Consider the following 19,924-nt stretch of genomic DNA (forward strand, 5'->3'; position numbering starts at 1 on the left):
GGCGGCACACGCTCGGCGTCCGCCGCCTCACCCGATACGACCCGCGACCCGGCCGGTGCGTTGCGCGCACCTTTGTCACAGGTTCGTCCCCGATGTCACCGGCGCAACGTGCGGCCGGGACGGGCCTCGGTCGTCGCGCCCGACCGCATGACGAACTCACCGGCCACGAGGACGTCACGGACACCGGTCGCGTACTGCCACGGGTCCTCGAACGTCGCCGTGTCGGTGACCTGTGCCGGATCCAGCACGACGAGGTCGGCGACCTGCCCCGGCGCCAGCGTGCCCCGGTCCGGGAGCGGCAGCCGGGACGCCGGGAGCGAGGTCATCTTCCGTACGGCGTCGGCCAGTTCGAGCACCTTGCGCTCGCGGACGTAGCGGGCCAGGACGCGGGCGAAGGTGCCGAAGTTGCGCGGGTGTGGATGACCGTCGCCCGGCGCGTGCAGCACCCAGCCGTCGCTGGCGACGGCCGCGCCGTCGTGGCGCAGCACCGTCTCCACGTCCCGCTCCGCCATGGCGTGATTGACGATCATCACCTCGCCCCGGTGCGCGGCGAGCACGTCGAGGACCGCGGCGGCGGGCTCTGTGCCCTCGTCCCGGGCGATGTCCGCGATGCTGTCGCCGATCCGGTCGCTGTAGCGGCCCGGGCCCATCATGGCGAGGACCACGCCCTCGGGCAGGAAGGTCCGGCCGACGGCGGGCCGCAGGTCGACGAGGATCCGCTCGCGGGTCTCCGGATCGCCGAGCCGCTCGACGAGGGCGGCCGGGCCGCCGTCCATCGCCCAGTCGGGCAGCCGCGAGGTCAGCCGGGTCGAGGACGCGGTGTACGGATACACGTCGCAGGCCACGTCCAGGCCCCGCGCGGCGGCCGCGTCGATCAGGGCCAGAGCGGTGTCGACCTTGCCGTGGTTGGCCGGGCCCATCGCCTTCAGGTGCGAGATCTGCAGGCGTACGTGAGACGCCTCGGCGACCCCGATCGCCTCCTCGACGGCCTCGACGAGCCGGTCGCCCTCGTCGCGCATGTGGGTCGCGTAGAGCAGCCCGTGCCGCGCCGCCTCGGTGGCCAGCGCGACGATCTCGTCCGTGGTCGCGAAGGAGCCCGGCGCGTAGATCAGCCCCGTCGACAGGCCGAAGACGCCCTGCTCGGCGGCGCGGGTCAACAGGGCGCGCATGGCGTCCAGTTCGGCGGGGCCGGCCGGGGTGCGGGCGGCGCCGGTCACCGCCGTGCGCAGGGCGCCGTGCCCGACGAGCGGGGCGACGTTCAGGGCGGGCCGCGCGGCGTCCACGGCCGCGGCGAACGCGTCCAGGTCCGTCCACTGGGCACCGGCCAGCGTGCCGGGCCCGCCGGCCTCCGCCGCCCCGCCCGCCGCCGTCGGGAACGGCGACAGACCGCAGTTGCCGGTGACCACCGTCGTCACGCCCTGCCGCAGACAGGCCTCCGCGTCCGGCATCGCCAGCACGGAGAAGTCCGCGTGCGAGTGCAGGTCGATGAAGCCGGGGGTGACGGTCAGCCCGGCCGCGTCGAGGACCGTCGTGGCCGTCGCCCCGGGATCCGGCGCGCCGACATGGGCGATACGGCCGTCGCGTACGCCGATGTCGGCGCGGCGCGGGGCCGCTCCGGTGCCGTCGACCACGGTGGCGCCGGTGATCAGCACGTCGTACGGGGCGGTGGGGTCGGTCATCTCGGATCACTTCCTGAAAGGCGGGGGGAGCGGGCGGGCGGGTGACGTGCGGGGTCACAGGATGAAGACGAGCAGAACGGCGTAGAGCGCGCACGCCGGGACGAGCAGCGCCCAGCCGGTGCCGAGCAGATAGGGGAGCCGGTCGGCGCGGGCCATGCCCATGGCGCCGACCATGTTGGCGTTGGGCAGCGGGCCGTAGGTGTCCGCCTTCGAGGCCCACAGCAGGATGACGACCCAGGCGGCCGGGGTGATCCCCAGCTGGTCGCCGAGCGGGCCGAACACCTCGCCGATGAGGATGACCTGGGCCGCCGTCGCGCCCGGCACGCCGACCCAGCCGAGCGCCGCCACGGCGAGCGCGAACGGCACCGGCGACATGTCGCGCAGCCCGGGGCCGAACCGGTCGAGGACCACGTCGTACGGGTGCAGCAGATCGATGAAGCCGAACAGGGCGGCCAGCATCCAGAACAGCAGCAGCATCGGCAGCATGCGGCGCGCGCCGGTGAGGACCGCGGCGGCGGCGCGCCTCGGGGAGAGCCCGGCGGCGGCCGCGGTCACCACGATCAGCAGCGGCAGCGCGATCAGCGGGAAGGTCGTGTCCGCCTTGGTCGCCGTGGCGTAGCAGACGGTGGCGGCGAGCGCCGCGACGAAGGTCCAGGTGGCCCGGCGGGTGCGGGCGGCCTCGCGCGGCGTCGGCTCGGCCCGCCGCTCCTCGGTGACCTCCTCGGGCCGGTAGTGGTCGCCCTGCGCGGCGCTGCGGCGCTGCACCCAGGGCACCACCACGGCGGCGAGCAGCAGCGACAGGACGGCGAGCGGGCCCGCGCCGACGGCGACGTAGGTGAGATAGCCGGTGTCGGCGGTGTTCATGATGGCGATGTTGGAGCCCGCGAACGGCGCGAGCGCGAGGCCCGCGCAGCCGCCGAGGAACATCGTCGCCGCCGTCGCCGAGCGGGTGAAACCGGCCCGCGCGGCCACCGGGACGAGCAGCGGCGCGGCGATCGCGAGCGCCCCCGCGAGGGTGCCGAGCCCGGCCACCAGGACCATGCAGGCCGCCATCATCCCGTACATCAGGACGGTCGTGCCGCGGCCCTCGGCGCCGCGCATGACGGCGCGGACGAGGGTGTCGGCGACGCCCGTGCGCAGCAGCACCTCGCCCGCCGCCGACCCCAGCACGATGATCAGGCCGATGACGGTCACCGGGTCGGTGACGGAGGCGCCCAGGACTTCACCGGCCCGCCCGGGTGAGGGCAGCGCCACCAGGACGGCGCTGAGCAGGGCGACGCCGGTGACGAGGACGAGGTCCAGGCCGGTGAGGGCGAGCACCGCGTACAGCGCGATGGGGAGCAGCCCCCAGACGGTGGGGGTGCCGGTGGTGAGGCCGACGGCCAGGCTCAGGACGAGCGCGAGGGCGGCGGCGGCCAGGGCGAGCGGTGTGCGCAGGGGACGGGATCTGGCGGGGGCGGCGTCTGGTGCCGCGGCGGTTTTGGGCATGGCGGATCCTCGGCGCGGGGGAGGGGACGGTTGGACGGATGTCGGGTGCGGCTTTCGCCGTGGCTGATCGCGCGGGTCAGCGCGTCGCGCAGGTGGCGGACAGCGTGGTCAGGCGGTCGGCGTGCCGGGTGCCGCTCTCGGCGGCGATCTCGTCGAGGGTCTGGGCGTCGCGGACGGGCGCGAACCGTACGTCTCCGGCGGCGTCCGTGGCGTACCCGTGCACACCGGGCCGGGGCAGGCTGTTGTAGGCCCAGGGCGTCGAGAAGTAGTAGGCGCCCGTGTCGCGCAGCACGACGAAGTCGCCCTCCGCAAGCGGCGGCAGCGCACGGTCCTCGGCGACGACGTCGCCCGCGAAGCAGCACGGTCCCGCGACGTCCTGGGCCACCGGTGCGCCGTCCTTCGGGTGGCCCTGCGCGTCGAAGGCGCCGACGCGCAGCGGCCAGGCGCCCGGCATCAGCACGGTGCGGGTCGCCGTCTGCGCGCCCGCGTGCGTCACCGCGATACGGCGGCCCCCGGCCTCCTTCGCGTACTCCACGCGCGCCGCGATGAAGCCGTTCTTGGCGAGCAGCGACCGCCCGAACTCCGTGACCAGGCCGTAGCGGCCGTCGAACAGGCTCGGTGCCGCGGCGCGCAGGGCGCGCGTGTAGTCCTCGTAGGTGGGCCGCACCGTGTCGTCGGCGAAGTTCACGGGCAGGCCGCCGCCGATGTCGAGGCTGGTGATCTGCTGCCGCCCGACCGTCGCGTTGATCTCCTCGGCCAGCCGGTGGGTCTCGGCGATGCCCTCGGCGATCAGCTCCAACGGGCAGCCCTGCGAGCCGACATGTGCGTGCAGCCGGGTCAGCCAGGGACGTTCGGCGAACGCCCGGACCACCCGCTCGCGCGCGCCCGCGTCCCGCAGCGCGACCCCGAACTTGGAGGTGGCCGTGGCGGTGCTCATCGCGCCGATCGCACCGGAGCCGACCTGCGGGTTGACGCGCAGCCCGAGCACGGACGCGCTGCCCGGCGGCCGCAGCGCGTCGACGCGCTCCAGCTCGTCGAGGTTGTCGGCGTTCAGCGCGACGCCCAGGGCGAGCGCCTCGGCGATCTCCTCGCGGGTCTTGGCGGGGGAGTCGAGGACGATCCGGTCGGGTGCGCAGCCCGCGTCGAGGGCGAGACGCAGCTCGCCGGGGCTCGCCACCTCGCACCCCATCCCCAGGTCGGCCAGCAGCCGCAGGACCGGGACCAGCGAGGACGCCTTGACCGCGAAGGTGTGCAGCACGTCGGGGACGCCGGCGAACGCGGCGTGCAGGGCGGCGACGGACGCGCGGATGCCGTCGGTGTCGAGGAAGCCGGCCACGGGCTGCTCGGTGCCGACCAGTTTCCGGTCGACGGCGTGCCGCAGCACGGCGGCGACTCGCTCGTCGGCCGTACGCGGGTCCGGGAATGCGGCGGGGTCCAGAGTCACGGGGCGCCTTTGGTCACGGGAACGGGGAAGGTGTCCCGAGCCTGGCCGCCGCCGCGCGGGCACGTCTTCGTACGCCGGGCCAAAACAGCGGCCTTCTTTTGTGCGCCGCTCTGAACACCCCCACGAACCGGTTCAAATCTCCGTGCTGTCCGAAGCGCTGTCGAAGCCGCTGCCCGAGGTCCTGTCCGGGGTGTCGTCCGAGGTGGCGAGCCGCATCGCGAGGGTGACGATCAGACGGGTGTCCGGATCGTCGAGGTCGAGGCCGAAGCGCTCCCGCACCCGCTTGAGCCGGTACCGCAGTGTGTTGGGGTGCAGCACCAGACGCAGCGCCGCGCGCGGTATGTCGCCCGCCGCGTCCAGGTACGCCGTCAGCGAGCGGACCAGGTCGCCCCCGGTGGCGAGATCGGCGGCGACCATGTCGTGCACCGGCCCGCCGTGCCGCTCCCACAGCGGCCGGACCGCGTCCAGGACCCGGAGCACCGCCACGCTCTGCCGGACGTCCGCGGGACCCGCGTGCCGCAGCGGCGGCTCGTCGCCGGTCCGCGCGGCGCGCGTCTCGCGCTCGCGCAGGGCGCGCACGACGAGCCGGGCCTCCTCCGCCGACGCGGTGGCCGCCAGGGGGGAGGCCACGACCGGGCCCGCCCCGACCCGCACGACCGGGGCGTCCGGCATCGCGGCGGCCAGGGAGGCGAGGTCCCGGGCGAGGGCCGCGGCGTCCCGGTCCTGTCCGTCGGGGACCGGCAGCAGCACGGTGAGCCGGCGGCTCTCGCGCAGATACCGCGTACCCGTCCGGTGGGCCCTGGCCTGCAGCGCGAGCGCCTGGAAGACGCGCTCGGGGAAGGGCGCGGCGGACTCCTCCTGCTCGGCGACGACCACCGCGCAGGGCGTCCGCGCGGTGAGCCCGAGCGACCACATGTGGGAGCGCCGGTCGCCCTCGCCGGACAGCAGTCCGCGCACGGCGTGCTGCTCGCGGCGGCGCTCGGAGCCGACCCGCAGCCGGTGCTGGAGCAGATACGGCACGGCGACCTCGGCGGCGCGGCGCAGCGCTTCCGGCGCCTCGGGCGTGAAGCCGCCGCCGTCGGCCGCCGCCCAGATCGAGCCGAGCATCTCGCCGCCGTTGCGGATCGCGACGATGAGCCGCTCGGGGTCGCCGCCGTCCGCGGCGCGGTGGATGACGTCCCGGGAGCTCCACAGCGCGCGCAGCAGGCCGGCCCGCCGCAGTTCCGCCACCCGCCAGTCGGGGACCTTCCCGCCGAGGATGGTCGACTGCCGGACGGGGTCGGCGTCGGGGCCGGTCGCGGAGTGCGCCAGGACCCGGAACTGGGTGTCCTCCACGGTGAGGGAGGCCCCGCAGTACCGGGCGACCTCGGCGGCCAGCACGGCGAGTCCGCCGCCCGCGATGTCCCCGGCGAGCCGGTCCCCGGTGCCGAGGGCCGCGAAGGCGCAGGCGGACCGGACCAGTTCGACGGTGTCCGCCCAGTCGGCCCACCCGGCCCGCATCAGCAGGGCGAGACCGGTCTCCCGCGCGGCCGCGACCAGCTCCGCCGGGGGCGGCCCGTCGCCGGTGTCCCTGAGGACGAGGGCGGTGGCGCCCCGCCGGGCCAGCTCGCGCACCCGCTCCGCCGCGACGGCCGGGTCCGGCGCGAGCCCCGCCGCGAGCACGATGTGCCCGTCGTGCGGCCGGGTGGCGTCCTCGTCGCCGATGAGCACGCCGCGCACCGGGGCGTCGGGCCCGGACGGGGCGAGGACGAGGCGCAGCACGCCGTCCTCGTCGTGGTCGAGGACCTGGCGCAACGTGGCGTCCTGGGGCGGAGTGAGCACGACGGCAGGATACGAAGAGGCCCCGGGCCGTTCGCCCGTGAGGGCTGTGACTTTAGACCTTAAAACTTAGCCATGTGAATATTTGCGGATCAAGCGGGCATCTCATGAGGAGTGCGACATCAGGGGCGCACGTTCAGGGGTCGAGCGGCAGGGGAGGGCGCGAGGAAAGGAAGAGGCGGTCACGTGGCGAGGGACATGGTCGTCCGAGGAGCGGACCCGCGCGGACCCGGAGGTCCACCGCGGATCGGCGTGCCGGGCCGGGCGCCGAAACGGGTGTACACCGTGCTCGCCGCACTGGCGGCGCTGTACGTCGTCGGACCCGTGCTCCGCGCGGCCGCCGGACCCGAGCTCACGCGCGACCTCGGCGTGAGCCGCGACGCGATGGCCGTGGGCGAGGTGCTCGGCGCCGTCGCAGGTGTCGTCGCGCTCTTCGTCACGGGCCGGGCGGGCGACCGGTTCGGCCGCCGCCGGGTGCTCGTCTGGTCGCTGATCGCGTTCGGCACCGGCTGCCTGTTCGTGGCGTTCGTCGCGCAGCCCTCCGCGTACGTCGCCGGACGCGTCCTGGTGACCATGGCCGCCTCCGCGATCTTCGTGACCTGCCTGGCCTTCGTCCCCTCCCTGTCGCTGCCCGGCCGGCTGCGCCGGATCATGGGGACCTGGCTCGCGATCATGTCCCTGGTGTTCCTCGGCATCAGCAACGTGGCCTCGGCGATCGTCTCCACGCTGGGCTGGCGGACCGTCTCCCTGGCCTTCGCCGTGCTCGCCGTCGCGGCAACCTTCGCCGTGCTGCGGATCGTGCCCGAGACGGCCGTCGCGGGCACCTCGACCCGCCTCGACGTGCTCTTCTCGGGCTGCCTCGGCGCGGCCGTGCTGCTGATCACCGGCCTCTACCTCGCGCCCGTACGCGGCTGGTCCGACCCCTGGGTGCTGGCGCTGCTCGCCGCGTCGCCCGGCGCGGTCGCCGCCGGTCTGCTGTGCTCGCGCAGCCGCCGGCGCCTCACCGGCGCCCCGCTGCGCCAGCCCGGCACGGCGCTCGTCGCCGGAGTCGTCGTCGGCTTCACCCAGATCGTCATCGCCCTCGCGCTCCCGGCGCTGGTGATCGCGGGCGGCGGCACGGCCACCCAGAGCGTCCTGGCCGTCTCCGCGTTCGGCCTCGGCGGCGCCGCCGCCTGCCTGCTCGCCCGGCACACCGCCTTCACCCCGCTGACCGGCTGCTCGCTCGGGCTGCCCCTCGCGGCGGTGGGCCTGGCCCTGCTGCACACCGTCCCGATGGGCGCGGGCCCGGCGACGGCCATGTGCTGCGCGATGTCCGCCCTGGTCGGCTTCGGCATCATGACCGCCCAGACCCCGCAGATGGCGGGCTTCCTCGCCGCCCTCCCGCACTCGCGCCTGGGCGCCTTCTCCGCCCTCCACCCGACCGCGATCGTCCTGGGCACGGCCGCCGCGCAGGCCATGCCCGCCACCTCCGTGCTGCGCACCGGACCGACCTCCGCCGAGACCGGCGAACTGCTGTGGGTGGCCGTCGCCGTCGTGGCCGCCGCGGCACTCGTCGTCGGACGGCCCGCCGTCGCCCTCGCCGTCGCGGCCACGGCGGGCCTGGAGTACCTGCTCATCCGCGGCTTCGCCGGTGACCAGGTGGCGCAGCGGCCCGGCACCGTCATCACCGTCCTCGCCATCGGCGTCCTCGCCGGTGCCCTGACCTTCCTGCGGCGCCAGCAGACCGAACGGCACGTCCGCACCGAGCAGGCCGCGGGCGCCCTCCAGCACGCCGTGCTGCACCCGATCCCGTCCCGGCTCGGCGGGCTGCGGCTGGCCGGTCTCTACCGCCCCGCCACCGTCGGCACCGGCATCGGCGGCGACTTCCTGGAGGCCGTCGACACTCCCTTCGGCACCCGCATCCTCGTCGGCGACGTCCGCGGCAAGGGCATGCCGGCGGTCCAGACCGTCACCGACGTCCTCGGCGCGTTCCGCTGCCAGGCGCACGAGGTCGCGGACCTCGGCGAACTCGCCGCCCGCCTGGACCGGCAACTGGTGCGCGCCGCGGGCGCCCGCGGCGACGAGGAACTGTTCGCCACCGCCGTCCTGCTCCAGCACGGAGCCGCGGGGGACACGGTAGAGGTGGTCAACTGCGGCCACCTCGCCCCGCTGGCCGTCTCCGGACGGAGCGTCAGGGAGATCGACGTACCGGCCCTGCTGCCGCTCGGCTTCGGCGCCCTCGGCGACGACCGTCCGCGGCCCGCCACGGTCGCACTCGCCCCCGACGAGACGCTCCTGCTGCACACCGACGGGCTCAGTGAGGCCCGCAACTCCTCCGGCGAGTTCTACCCCCTCGCCGAACGCCTGGAGGAGGCGGGCGGCACCGACCCCGGCGCCCTGGTGACCCACCTCAACCAGGACGTCCACGACTGGACCCATCACCTCACCGACGACATCGCCGTCGTCGCCCTCACCCGCGAGACCGCACGCGCCCCGCGCTCGAGGCAGGCGGACCTGTCGCTGGCCTGACGACCCGTCATTGTCAGTGGCACCAGGAAGAATGAACAGCATGACGACGACTTCTGCCGTTCCCTCCGGCCTGCCCGCGCTGCCCGACTCCGCCGCCTACACCCAGGCCGTGGGGGACGCGCGCCGGGCCGCCGCCGCGTACTACGAGGGCGGCACCTCCGCCCTGGACGACGACGCCTACGACCGGCTCGTGCGGGCGATCACGGTGTACGAGACCGAACACCCGGACGAGGTGCTGCCCGACTCGCCGTCGGGCAAGGTCGCCGGCGGCGCGGTCGAGGGCGACGTCCCGCACACGGTGCCCATGCTGAGTCTGGACAATGTTTTCTCCGGCGAGGAGTTCACCACCTGGGCCGCCTCCGTGGAGCGCAGGATCGGCCGCGAGGTGAAGAGCTGGAACGTTTCGCCGAAGCTGGACGGCCTCGCCATCGCCGCCCGCTACGAGGAGGGCCGTCTCACCCGCCTGGTCACCCGCGGCGACGGCACGGCCGGCGAGGACGTCTCGCACGCCATCGGCACGATCGAGGGCCTGCCCGACCGGCTCACCGAGTCCGTCACGCTGGAGGTGCGCGGCGAAGTCCTCATGACCGCCGCCCAGTTCGAGTACGCCAACGAGGTGCGCACCGAGCATGGCGGCGACCCGTTCGCCAACCCGCGCAACGCCGCGGCCGGCACCCTGCGCGCCAAGGACCGGGCCTACACGGTGCCGATGACCTTCTTCGGCTACGGACTGCTGCCGCTGCCCGGCACCGACGCCGCCCTCGCCGCCGAGCTCCGGGAGGCCGCGCACGGCGCCCTCATGGACCGCACCGCGGCCTGGGGCGTCAACACTCCGACGGGCACCCAGGTGCCCGGCGTCGTCGTCACGACCGTCGAGGAGGTCGTGGAGCAGGTCGAGCGGATCGCGGGGCTCCGCGCCGAGCTGCCGTTCGGGATCGACGGCATCGTCGTCAAGGCCGACCTCGCCGCCGACCAGCAGGCCGCGGGCTCCGGCACCCGGGCGCCGCGCTGGGCGATCGCGTTCAAACTGCCGGCTGTCGAGAAGATCACCCGGCTGCTCGACGTCGAGTGGAACGTTGGCCGCACCGGCATCATCGCGCCGCGCGCCGTCCTGGAGCCGGTCGAGATCGACGGCTCCACCGTCACGTACGCCACCCTGCACAACCCCGCCGACATCACCCGCCGCGGCCTGCTCCTCGGCGACCAGGTGATGGTCTACAAGGCGGGCGACATCATCCCCCGCATCGAGGCGCCCGTCGCGCACCTGCGCACCGGCGACGAGCGGGAGATCGTCTTCCCCGCCGAGTGTCCACAGTGCGGCTCGGGCATCGACACCGGCGAGCAGCGCTGGCGGTGCGAGCGCGGCCGCAACTGCCATCTCGTCGCCTCGATCGCGTACGCGGCCGGACGCGACCAGCTCGACATCGAGGGCCTCGGACACACCCGGGTCGTCCAGCTCGTCGAGGCGGGCCTGATCACCGGCCTGCCCGACCTGTTCGACCGGCTGACCCGCGAGCAGCTGCTCGGCCTGGAGCGGATGGGGGAGACCAGCACCGACAATCTGCTGGCGGCGCTGGAGGCGGCCAGGGCCCAGCCGCTGTCCCGGGTGCTGTGCGCCCTGGGCGTGCGCGGCACCGGCCGGTCCATGTCCCGCCGGATCGCCCGGTACTTCGCCACCATGGACGGGATCCGGGCGGCGGACGTGGAGACGATGCAGCGGGTCGACGGCATCGGCGCGGAGAAGGCCCGCGTCATCGTCGCCGAACTCGCGGAGCTGGCCGACCAGATCGACCGGCTCGCGGCGGCCGGGCTGAGCATGACCGAGCCCGGCGCCACACCGCCGCCCGCCGACGACGACCCGGAGGCCGTGCCCGCCGACGCGGGACCGCTGGCGGGGCTGAAGGTCGTCGTCACCGGGGCGATGACCGGCCCCCTGGAGAAGCTCTCCCGCAACCAGATGAACGAGCTGATCGAGCGGGCCGGCGGCAAGTCCTCGGGCAGCGTCTCGAAGAACACCAGCCTCCTCGTCGCGGGGGAGGGCGCGGGAGCCAAGCGGGCCAAGGCCGAGAGCCTCGGCATCCGGCTCGCCACCCCGGACGAGTTCGCCGCGATGGTCGCCGACCATCTCGACTGACCGGAGGACGGGTGGAGCCGGACGCGGCTCCACCCCGGCCCGGGACGAGGCGTGGTCCCGGTGGGGCGACGCGCCACGGCTGGACCGCCCAGATCAGGGCTAGGGCAGGATCGAGTCCACGTAGCCGCCGTCCACGCGCAGCGCGCCGCCCGTGGTGGCGCTCGCCTGGGCCGAGGCGAGATAGACGACCATGTTGGCGATCTCCTCGGGCTCGATCAGGCGCTGGAGCAGCGACTGCGGTCGGTACTCGCGCATGAACGTCCGCTGGGCCTCGTCCCAGGGCAGGTCCCGGTCGACCAGGCCGTAGACGAAGTCCTCGACGCCACCGGTGTGGGTCGGACCCGCGATGACCGAGTTGACGGTCACCCCGGTTCCGGCCGCCTGCTTGGCGAAGCCGCGGGTGACCGCGAGCAGCGCCGTCTTGGACATGCCGTAGTGGATCATCTCGGCGGGGATCACCACCGCCGAGTCGCTGGCGATGTTCTGCACCCGGCCCCAGCCGCGCCCGGTCATCCCCGGCAGGTACTGACGGATCATCCGGACCGCCGCCAGCACGTTCACCTCGAAGTAGCGGCGCCACTCCTCGTCGCTGATCTCCAGCGGGTCGGCCGAGTCGAAGATGCCGAGGTTGTTGACGAGGATGTCGACCCGGGGCAGTGCCTCGGCCGCCTGCCGGGCGCCCTCGTCGGTGGCGACGTCGGCCGCCACCGGCACGAGCTCCGCGCCGGGGGCGTCGGCGCCGATCCGCTCGATGGCCTCCTCGACCCGCTCCCGCGTACGGCCGTTGATGCCGACGCGGGCTCCGGACCGGGCGAGTCCGGTGGCGATCGCTGCTCCGATCCCCTGGGTGGAGCCGGTGACCAGCGCGGTCCGTCCGGCCAGATCGATCTGCATACGGGCTGCTCCTCATGGTGGTGACGGTCGTGCGGATGAGCCCTACCCGGTGCGCGGGCCCTACACCGGGCAGGTGTGGACCGTCGGAGTGGCGGGCGTGTGGACGGGTTCTTCCCCGCGGCCGGGGAGACCTCGGGAATCCGGTGCGGGAGCGCTCCCATCGTGGCAGGGTGCGGCGCATGAAGAACACTCCGTTCGTCCGCCCCTACCGGCCGTCCGACCGGGAAACGGTGGGCCACATCTGCGTCATGACGGCCCATCAGGGGCAGGACTCGACCGCGCTCTACCCCGACCGCGAACTGATGCCGACGATATTCGCCTACCCCTACGTGCATCTGGAGCCCGACTTCGCCTTCGTCCTGGACGACGGCGGGGGAACGGCCGTCGGATACGTCCTGGGCGTCCCCGACACCGCCGAGTTCGCCGCCCGCTTCCGCACCGAGTGGCTGCCCGGGGTGGCGGGCCGCTACCCGCCGGTCGTCGGCGCGGCCCGGACGCCCAGCGACGAGATGATCGGGCTGCTGCACACGCCCGAACGCATGGTCAGTGCCGAACTCGCCGCGTTCCCGGCGCACTTGCACATCGATCTGCTCCCGCACTGGCAGGGCAGGGGATACGGCCGCACTCTGATGCGCACGCTCCTGGGCGCGCTGCACGAGCGGGGTGTGCCGGCCGTCCACCTGTGCATGGTGCGGGCGAACACGGCGGCCCGGGCGTTCTACGACCGGCTGGACTTCCGGCTGCTGGACGTTCCCGACCCCGGGCCGGTCTGGTACCTGGGCCGCTCCACGGCCGTGCCGGTATGAGCCCGCGCCGCCCCGGGCGGATGCCCGGGGCCGGCCGTCAGCCCTCGTCCTTGCCGTAGCGGCGCTCGAACGCCGCGACGCGCCCCTCCGTGTCCACGGTGCGCGCCTTCCCCGTGTAGAAGGGATGGCTCTCCGCGGAGATCTCCACGTCGACCACGGGATAGGTCTCCCCGTCGTCCCACTCGATCGTCGCGTCGGTCCGTGCCGTGGACCGGGTCAAGAACGCGTAGCCGGCGGCCTTGTCCCGGAAGACCACGGGCCGGTAGTCGGGGTTGTCCTGAGCCATGCCTGCTCCTTCGCTTCGGCCTGTGCCCATCGTCGTCCACCGGCCGGACCACCGCCATGCGGGGCGGCCGACGGGCCCGGCGGAACCCTGGGAGCGGTCCCGCTGTTTGTCCCGGCCGGATCCGGCAATTCGCACACCATGGCGAATACACAGGGCAACGGAGAGACAGCCGCACGGACCAACAGGACGGCACAGCCGGCCGCGGCGAAGGCAGCGAAGAAGACCGCGGAGAAGACCGCGGCCAAGGCGGAGTCGGCCGGTGCGGGCGCGGGCCGCGCGGCCCGTACGGCGGGATCCCAGGGAGCGGACGCGGCGACCACCGCGACCGCCGCGCTGGACAGCGCCCGCTCCACCGTGACATCGGCGGCGGGCCAGGCGGCCTCCGCCGCGACGACGGCCGCGGGACACGCCGTCTCGGCCGCGACGACGGCCTGGGCCGTGATCAAGCACCGCAAGATCGTCGCCGCCGGTGTGACGGCCGGTGCCACGGCCCTGGTCGCGGGCTCCTATGCGGCCGGACGCCGGGCGGAGCGCGGCAGCCAGGGTCCGCTCACGCGACTGACCGGCGGCCGCGTCTGACGTGCAAGGGGCCGCCCAACGTCCCCCCCGGCAGGGAGGAGTTGGGCGGCCCCTGCGTGTTCCTGCCGCTGACGGTGCGACCAGGACCGTCCGTACGCCATGACAACGGGGGCGCGTCCTCGTCCCAGGACGCGCCCCCAGCTCATCGGACCCCGCGGCTCGAACGTCGGGGCCTCACTCCGAGTGCCCCCGTCGGTCCGGCTCAAACAGGCCTGGTGCCCGTCGTGCTCACGCGGCCTGCGGTTCGTCGGACCCGCGCGCCGCGGCCTGCTCCAGGACCAGGTCGGCGGCGGCGAGCGCGTCGCGGATGGTGCGGGTCCCGGTGCAGACGCACAGCGTGTAGGTCACGTCGTCCAGCTGCCAGCGCAACTCCTGCGACGGACGCTCGCAGTGCCGCATCTGCAGGTCGGCGTAGCGGCTCAGCAGCGTACGGACGAACGTGGCGTCGGGCATCAGCATGGAAGGCCTGCTCTCGTTCGGGGGGCGGTACCTCCCCATGCCCCGCCTGTCACCGTCCATGCACACGGCGTGCTCGACGTGACCTGATTCACTCGCGAACGTGCCCTGGTGGGCGGTCAGTTGACGGCTCGGTGCGCCGCTTCCGCTTCCGTGTCGGCCGAGCCGGTGCGCAGCGAACCGCCCGCCGTCTCCAGGTGCGCGCGGACGAACCACTGGAACTGCTCCAGGTCGCGCAGCTGGCCGATCAGCAGATCCTCCGTGGCCGCGTCGATGCCTCCGGCCGTCGCGACCGCCTTGCGCAGGTCCTCGATGATCCCGGTGTAGACGACGTCGAGCGCCCCGAGATGGGCGATGGCGTCCGCCCGGCCCACGCTGTAGTCCTGCCAGGTCCTGGCGGCCACGAGCGCGCCGGGCGTGCCCTGGCTGACCCCGCCGAGGGCGGCCGCGCGCTCGGCGACGTCGTCGGCCATCGCGCGGACCTTGTCCACCTGCGGGTCGATCATCTCGTGGACGGCGATGAAGTGCGGGCCGACGACGTTCCAGTGCACGTGCTTCAGCGTGAGGTGCAGATCGTTGAGCGCGTGCAGGCGCATCTGGAGAATCTCGATCAGCTCTCCGGCCTGGTCCACCGTGAGGCCGGGGACGGTGTACTTCGGAGTGCTCTGCAGACTCATGGGGGTGTGTCTCCCTTCGTACCGTACGGGCTGTCATGCCCCACTACCCCGCTGACAGGATCCACACCTTTCGTCACTCGCGAGATGGATCACGCCGGGTGGTCAGTCGCAGTTCAGCGCCCGCCACCCCGCGGAGCGCCGGGTTCGGCTCGGCTGAGTCCATGCGCCGGGCGTTCCAGCGGGCGCTGGGCGTGGCGCCGTCGGAGTACCGCGCCCGGTTCCGCACCACCGGCGCGTCGGCTTGACGCGATGGCGTCTGCCGCAGTGCCGGGCTTCGATCGTGTGACGCGCGGACCCCGCGTCCCGGCCCCGCGCCCGTTCCGTCCTAGCCTGGGGCACCTGTCGACGAGGAGGTGCCCTGATGCCCGAGGACGAGCCGCAGCGCGCGGGACTGCTGGGTGTGGAGATGCGCAGTGTGCCGCTGGACGACGGCAGCGTGGTGACGATCGTCTGCGACGCGGGACTCTCCGCCGAGGAGGCCCTGGCCCGCGCCCAGAGCGTCGTGCAGGACAACAACCGGGGCCGCTGAGGCGCGGCGGAGACGGACGGCGGGCCGCCTGGGGAGGGTGGTCGGCGTCGAGCCCACTGGGGCCGGGCAGGACCCACACCGCGACCCGATCCCCCTCCGCATGCCGGTCGCTGACGGCCGCGCCGCGGATTCCGGCAGGGTGCCCCTCCCGCGCCCACGCGCCGCCACCGCGCAGGGCGCCGTGTCCGCCGGGCGGGCCACGTCCCTCCCGGTGTCTGCTGCGAGCGGCATGCGTGGCGTAGAAACGCCGTACATCGGCGTCGCGCGGTGCGTGCCGGGCGGCGCGGCGGGAAGGCGGAGTGCCTTGCGAAGCGGGCACTCCGGCCCGCTTCCCGGACCTCGCCGCGACGGGCGGCGCCCCACGGGAGTGAGTCATGCCGCAACCGGCCGCATTCCACGATCTCGGCACCCTGCGATTCGACGGCGGGGCCGCGCTCGAGCCCGGCTCCGTGGACCGGGTGCGTGCGGCCGTGCGGGACACCGGTGTCCGCGATCTGTACGTCGTGGTCCACGGCGCCCACAACGACGATGCGGTCGGCGCCGCCGTCGACGGCGCGTACCGCGGCATGCTCGCCGAGGCCTGGCAGGACGCGCCCGGCCGGGCCGGCATGCTCGGCGTGCGCTGGCCGTCGCTCTGCTTCCGCGACGAGGACCTGCCCGGCGTACAGCGGCCGGACGGCGCCGAGGCCGGCCGGGAGACACTGGACGACCTCGTGCGTCAGCTGCCCGGTCACGAGGCCGAGTTGACGGAGATCGTCGCCCTGCTGCGGGACCGCCCCGACCACGAGACCGCCTTCGACGACTTCGGTTCGCAACTGCGCCGCCTGGCGGAGGTCCCGCTGCAGGACCCGGTGGCCCCGTTCGCCGCCGACACCGAGGGCGAGATCATGCCGCAGTCCGACCCCCTCATGCTCTTCGAGGACACCCGGACCATGTGCGTCGAGTTCGCGGGCGCGCTCGACGACCTGCGCCGGGCCGGGGACACGCGGCCCGCGCGGCCGGCCCGGCACGAGGACGGGCGGAAGGGGCCCGACGCGTCCGAGGAGGGCACCATCGCCGAGGTCCGGGTCGCCGGTCCGCGCCCCGCCAGGCCGCTGAGCGAACGGGTGGCCCGCGCCGGCACGGTCTCCTCCGGCGGCCCGCTGGGGGAGCGGGCCCGCACCGGCCACGCCGAGCTGTGGAACGGCGCCCACGAACTCTTCCGCCAGGTCGTACGCCACATGCTGCGCCGCCGCGCCGGATTCATCGGGGAACTCGGCCTCGGTCCCGTCCTGCCCGGCCTCGCCGAGGACTCCGAGGTGCGGCTGCACCTCGTCGGGCACGGCCTCGGCGCCCGGCTGGCCGGATTCGCGCTGCGCGGCCTGGAGAGCGGCGGCGCGGATCCGGTCCTGCTGTCCTCTCTCACGCTTCTCCAGGCCGAGATGTCGCACTTCGCGTTCGCCGACAGCCTGCCCCAGCAGGTCTCGGGCCACGGCGCGCTGTGGAACCTGCAACGCCTGGTCCGGGGGCCGCTGTTCTGCACGTTCTCCCACCTCGACTTCCACCTCGGCGTGCTGTACCCGCTCTCCGCCCAGATGATCGGCGACTCCGCCGACCTGACGTCGATCGCCCGCAAATGGGGCGCGCTCGGCTTCGACGGCGTCCAGGGCCTCGACGGGCCGCCCCCGGTGTGCCTGGACGACATGGGGAAGCAGGACCTGCGGCGCATGCCCTACCTGAACATCGACGCCTCCGAGCTGATCCGCACCGCCGACCGGCCCCTGAGCGGCCACCACGACGTCGTCCGCCCCGAGATCGGACAGCTGCTGCGCCGGGCCGCCGAGGTGCCCGGCGGCGCGGGCTGAGCGACGCTGGACGGATGACGGCGAGTCCGCGGACGCAACGGCCGGGCCGGAGGTGACCATGCGCCCTCCGCAGGCCCTGGAGCGGATCGCGTTCCTCCTGGAGCGCGATCGCGCCCCGACCTACCGTGTACGCGCCTTCCGCACCGCGGCCCGGGTGATCGCCGACCGGGGCCCGGACGAGACGGCGCGCCGCGCCGCCGACGGCACCCTGGAAGCGCTCAGGGGAATCGGCCCCACCACCGCCGAGGTGATCCGCGCGGCGGTCGCCGGCGAGGTGCCCGAGTACCTGTCCCGACTGGAGGAGGCGGCCCTGACCCCCCTCGTGCCGGACGGCGCCGGCACCCGGCTGCGGGCGCTGCAGCGCGGGGACTGCCATCTGCACTCCGACTGGTCCGACGGCGGCAGCCCGATCGAGGAGATGGGCCGCGCGGCGCGCGACCTCGGCCACGAGTGGGCGGTGCTCACCGATCACTCGCCACGGCTGACCGTGGCCCGCGGACTCTCCCCGCAACGGCTGCGCGAACAGCTCGACGTGATCGCCGGACTCAACGCCCGCTGGGCGCCGTTCCGGCTGCTGACCGGCATCGAGTGCGACATCCTCGACGACGGCTCCCTCGACCAGGAGCCCGAACTGCTGGACCGGCTCGACGTGGTCGTCGTGTCCGTCCACTCCAGACTCCGGATGGACGCCGCCACCATGACCCGCCGCCTGATCGCCGCCGTGCGCGACCCGCACGCGGACGTCCTCGGACACTGCACCGGCCGCCTCGTCACCGGCCGCGGCCGCCCCGAGTCGGTCTTCGACGCCGACGCGGTGTTCGCCGCCTGTGCTGAGGCGGGCACCGCGGTCGAGATCAACAGCCGCCCCGAACGGCTCGACCCGCCGCGCCGGCTGCTGCGGCGCGCCGTCGCGGCGGGCACCCTGTTCGCGGTCGACACCGACGCGCACGCGCCGGGCCAGCTCGACTGGCAGGTGCTCGGCTGCGCCCGGGCCGAGGAGTGCGCCGTACCCGCCGACCGCGTGGTGACGACCTGGCCCGCGGACCGCCTCCTGGACTGGACCCGCGGCGGCACCGCAGCTGAGTGGCCCGAGTGAGCGGGGCAACCCGGGGAAGCAGACTCGACACGGCAGCCGAGCCACGGCACAGACAGGAGCAGCGCACATGACGACCTTCGTCATCACGATCCCCGGCACCTTCGTGCGGACCGCGGACGCCCAGGTGAGAGCCCAGGTCGAGCGGCACCTGCGGGAGGCCGACCCGCACCGCACCGAGCTGGGCCGCGAGGAGGACCTGGACCTGCTCACCGTCAACGACGACGACACGTTCAGCATGCGCCTCGAAGTGACCGCCGACGCGAGCGCACAGGCCCGCGCCCAGGCCGGAGAACTGGCCGCGCAGGCGCTGCGCGCGGCCGGTTTCGACGACAACGACGCGCCGCTGGGACCGCCCGTCGTGACCGGGATCGACAACCCGGCGTGACCGTGCGCGGACCCGCCCGCGGACCACCGATCGGCGAGCGGACCGGCGGCGCGGGCTACGCGGTGAGGCCGGCGAGCGCCGACAGGAGCCGGTCGACGTCCTCCTCGTCGGTGTAGGGCGCGAGCCCCACGCGGACACCGCCCCGGTCGCCCAGTCCGAGCCGCCGGGCCGCCTCCACGGCGTAGAACGAACCGGCCGGCGCGTCCACACCCTGCTCGGCCAGATGACGCGAGACGTCGGCGGGTTCCCGGCCCTCCACGGTGAACAGCAGGGTGGGCGTGCGGTCCGCGGCCCGCGAACGCACCGTGACGCCGGGCAGTGCGGCGAGCCCGTCCTCGAGGCGGGTGCGCAGCGTGTGCTCGTGGGTCTCCAGCGCGGCGAAGGAGGCGACGATCCGCTCCCTGCGGCTGCCCCGCGCCCGCGGGTCGAGCCCCGCGAGCAGATCCACGGCGGCTCGCGCGCCCGCCAGCAACTCGTAGGGCAGCGTGCCCAGTTCGAAGCGCTCGGGCACCGCGTCGCTGGACGGCAGCAGCTTGTCCGGGCGCAGTGTCTCCAGCAGGTCGGCCCGCCCGGTGAGGACGCCCAGGTGCGGGCCGAGGAACTTGTACGGCGAGCAGACCAGGGTGTCCGCGCCGAGCGCCGCGACGTCGACGGCGCCATGAGCGGCGTAGTGCACCGCGTCCACGTGCAGCAGCGCGCCCGCACCGTGCACGAGCGCGGCGACGGCGGGCAGGTCGGGGCGGGTGCCGATCAGGTTCGACGCGGCGGTCACCGCGACCAGCCGGGTCCGCGGGGACAGCACCGCCTCGATGTGCTCGGGCCGCAGCTCGCCCGAGTCCGGGTCGAAGTCCGCCCAGCGCACCGTCGCGCCCACGGCCTCGGCCGCCTGCACCCAGGGCCGGATGTTGGAGTCGTGGTCGAGCCGTGTCACCACCACCTCGTCACCGGGCTGCCAGGTCTTGGCCAGCATCCGGGACAGGTCGTAGGCGAGCTGGGTGGCGCTGCGGCCGAACACGACCGTCTCCGGCGCGGTGGCCAGCAGGTCCCCGAGCGCCTCCCGCGCCTCGACCACGATCCGGTCCGCGTTGCGCTCGGCCTCCGTGGCGCGGCCCCGGTTCGCCAGCGGCGCGGTCATCGCCGCCGCGATCGCGTCCACGACCGGCTGCGGGGTCTGTGTCCCGCCCGGCGCGTCGAACCGGGCGGAACCGGACTTCAGGGCGGGCATCTGCGCACGCAGCGCGGCTGCATCGAAAGACATGGACTTCTCCAGGTGACGCGGGCGGTCGAGGGTGCTCGGCGGC

General features: G+C 74.4%; 17 protein-coding genes and 1 pseudogene. 9 read left to right on the top strand and 9 right to left on the bottom strand.

The annotated features are described in order from the left end of the window. Positions 1-95: 95 nt before the first annotated feature. The 4 genes from ABZ930_RS00535 to ABZ930_RS00550 all read right to left on the bottom strand — a co-directional run bounded on the left by ABZ930_RS00535 (position 96) and on the right by ABZ930_RS00550 (position 6,432). On the bottom strand, positions 96-1,679 hold the full coding sequence (locus ABZ930_RS00535) for a D-aminoacylase (RefSeq protein WP_361539100.1): 1,584 nt from the start codon (positions 1,677-1,679) through the stop codon (positions 96-98). 54 nt (positions 1,680-1,733) lie between these two features. After that, positions 1,734-3,167, bottom strand: a complete 1,434-nt coding sequence (locus ABZ930_RS00540) for a Na+/H+ antiporter NhaC family protein (protein ID WP_361539103.1) — start codon at positions 3,165-3,167, stop codon at positions 1,734-1,736. Between the two features lie 76 nt (positions 3,168-3,243). After that, complete coding sequence (locus ABZ930_RS00545; protein ID WP_361539624.1) at positions 3,244-4,605, bottom strand: diaminopimelate decarboxylase; 1,362 nt, start codon at positions 4,603-4,605, stop codon at positions 3,244-3,246. A 138-nt stretch (positions 4,606-4,743) separates the two neighbouring features. Next, a complete protein-coding gene (locus ABZ930_RS00550; RefSeq protein ID WP_361539106.1) occupies positions 4,744-6,432 on the bottom strand; it encodes a helix-turn-helix domain-containing protein in 1,689 nt (562 codons plus the stop codon). A gap of 282 nt (positions 6,433-6,714) precedes the next feature. Here ABZ930_RS00550 and ABZ930_RS00555 point away from each other — a divergent pair, with 282 nt between their 5' ends. Continuing rightward, positions 6,715-8,937: an MFS transporter gene (locus ABZ930_RS00555; RefSeq protein ID WP_361539108.1), complete on the top strand. Its 2,223-nt coding sequence runs from the start codon at positions 6,715-6,717 to the stop codon at positions 8,935-8,937. A 31-nt stretch (positions 8,938-8,968) separates the two neighbouring features. Next, on the top strand, positions 8,969-11,071 hold the full coding sequence (ligA, locus tag ABZ930_RS00560) for an NAD-dependent DNA ligase LigA (protein ID WP_361539111.1): 2,103 nt from the start codon (positions 8,969-8,971) through the stop codon (positions 11,069-11,071). Between the two features lie 99 nt (positions 11,072-11,170). Here ligA and ABZ930_RS00565 read toward each other — a convergent pair whose 3' ends face one another. Beyond that, complete coding sequence (locus ABZ930_RS00565) at positions 11,171-11,965, bottom strand: SDR family oxidoreductase (protein WP_361539114.1); 795 nt, start codon at positions 11,963-11,965, stop codon at positions 11,171-11,173. A gap of 179 nt (positions 11,966-12,144) precedes the next feature. Between ABZ930_RS00565 and ABZ930_RS00570 the strand changes: the two genes are divergently transcribed. Then, positions 12,145-12,771 carry a GNAT family N-acetyltransferase gene (locus tag ABZ930_RS00570; RefSeq protein ID WP_361539117.1) on the top strand — a complete coding sequence of 209 codons (627 nt, stop codon included), beginning with the start codon at positions 12,145-12,147 and terminating at the stop codon, positions 12,769-12,771. A 37-nt stretch (positions 12,772-12,808) separates the two neighbouring features. On the opposite strand, the gene ABZ930_RS00575 is transcribed toward ABZ930_RS00570, so the two are convergent. Further along, a complete protein-coding gene (locus ABZ930_RS00575; protein WP_111665025.1) occupies positions 12,809-13,057 on the bottom strand; it encodes a type B 50S ribosomal protein L31 in 249 nt (82 codons plus the stop codon). Between the two features lie 138 nt (positions 13,058-13,195). Here ABZ930_RS00575 and ABZ930_RS00580 point away from each other — a divergent pair, with 138 nt between their 5' ends. Further along, positions 13,196-13,636 (top strand): hypothetical protein, encoded by a 441-nt coding sequence (locus ABZ930_RS00580; RefSeq protein WP_361539120.1) that lies wholly within the window; start codon positions 13,196-13,198, stop codon positions 13,634-13,636. A 228-nt stretch (positions 13,637-13,864) separates the two neighbouring features. On the opposite strand, the gene ABZ930_RS00585 is transcribed toward ABZ930_RS00580, so the two are convergent. Together ABZ930_RS00585 and ABZ930_RS00590 are read right to left on the bottom strand one after the other, a co-directional pair. Then, on the bottom strand, positions 13,865-14,095 hold the full coding sequence (locus ABZ930_RS00585; protein ID WP_361539123.1) for a DUF5133 domain-containing protein: 231 nt from the start codon (positions 14,093-14,095) through the stop codon (positions 13,865-13,867). A 116-nt stretch (positions 14,096-14,211) separates the two neighbouring features. Continuing rightward, a complete protein-coding gene (locus ABZ930_RS00590; protein WP_361539126.1) occupies positions 14,212-14,769 on the bottom strand; it encodes a DNA starvation/stationary phase protection protein in 558 nt (185 codons plus the stop codon). A 137-nt stretch (positions 14,770-14,906) separates the two neighbouring features. On the opposite strand from ABZ930_RS00590, the pseudogene ABZ930_RS00595 reads away from it, so the two are divergent. The 5 genes and pseudogenes from ABZ930_RS00595 to ABZ930_RS00615 form a co-directional block, all read left to right on the top strand. After that, a pseudogene (locus tag ABZ930_RS00595) lies at positions 14,907-15,014 on the top strand (GlxA family transcriptional regulator); the annotation flags it as partial. A gap of 116 nt (positions 15,015-15,130) precedes the next feature. Next, positions 15,131-15,298 (top strand): hypothetical protein, encoded by a 168-nt coding sequence (locus ABZ930_RS00600; RefSeq protein ID WP_361539129.1) that lies wholly within the window; start codon positions 15,131-15,133, stop codon positions 15,296-15,298. Positions 15,299-15,672: 374 nt separating this feature from the next. Then, positions 15,673-17,142: a hypothetical protein gene (locus ABZ930_RS00605; protein WP_361539132.1), complete on the top strand. Its 1,470-nt coding sequence runs from the start codon at positions 15,673-15,675 to the stop codon at positions 17,140-17,142. 58 nt (positions 17,143-17,200) lie between these two features. Continuing rightward, positions 17,201-18,238, top strand: a complete 1,038-nt coding sequence (locus ABZ930_RS00610) for a PHP domain-containing protein (RefSeq protein WP_361539135.1) — start codon at positions 17,201-17,203, stop codon at positions 18,236-18,238. 67 nt (positions 18,239-18,305) lie between these two features. Then, positions 18,306-18,623: a hypothetical protein gene (locus tag ABZ930_RS00615; RefSeq protein WP_361539137.1), complete on the top strand. Its 318-nt coding sequence runs from the start codon at positions 18,306-18,308 to the stop codon at positions 18,621-18,623. 55 nt (positions 18,624-18,678) lie between these two features. Here the strand turns inward: ABZ930_RS00615 and ABZ930_RS00620 are convergent, their stop codons facing one another. Next, on the bottom strand, positions 18,679-19,881 hold the full coding sequence (locus tag ABZ930_RS00620; RefSeq protein WP_361539140.1) for a cysteine desulfurase-like protein: 1,203 nt from the start codon (positions 19,879-19,881) through the stop codon (positions 18,679-18,681). Positions 19,882-19,924 lie beyond the last annotated feature (43 nt).

It is taken from the genome of Streptomyces sp. NPDC046716, assembly GCF_040645755.1.
Taxonomy (GTDB): Bacteria; Actinomycetota; Actinomycetes; order Streptomycetales; family Streptomycetaceae; genus Streptomyces.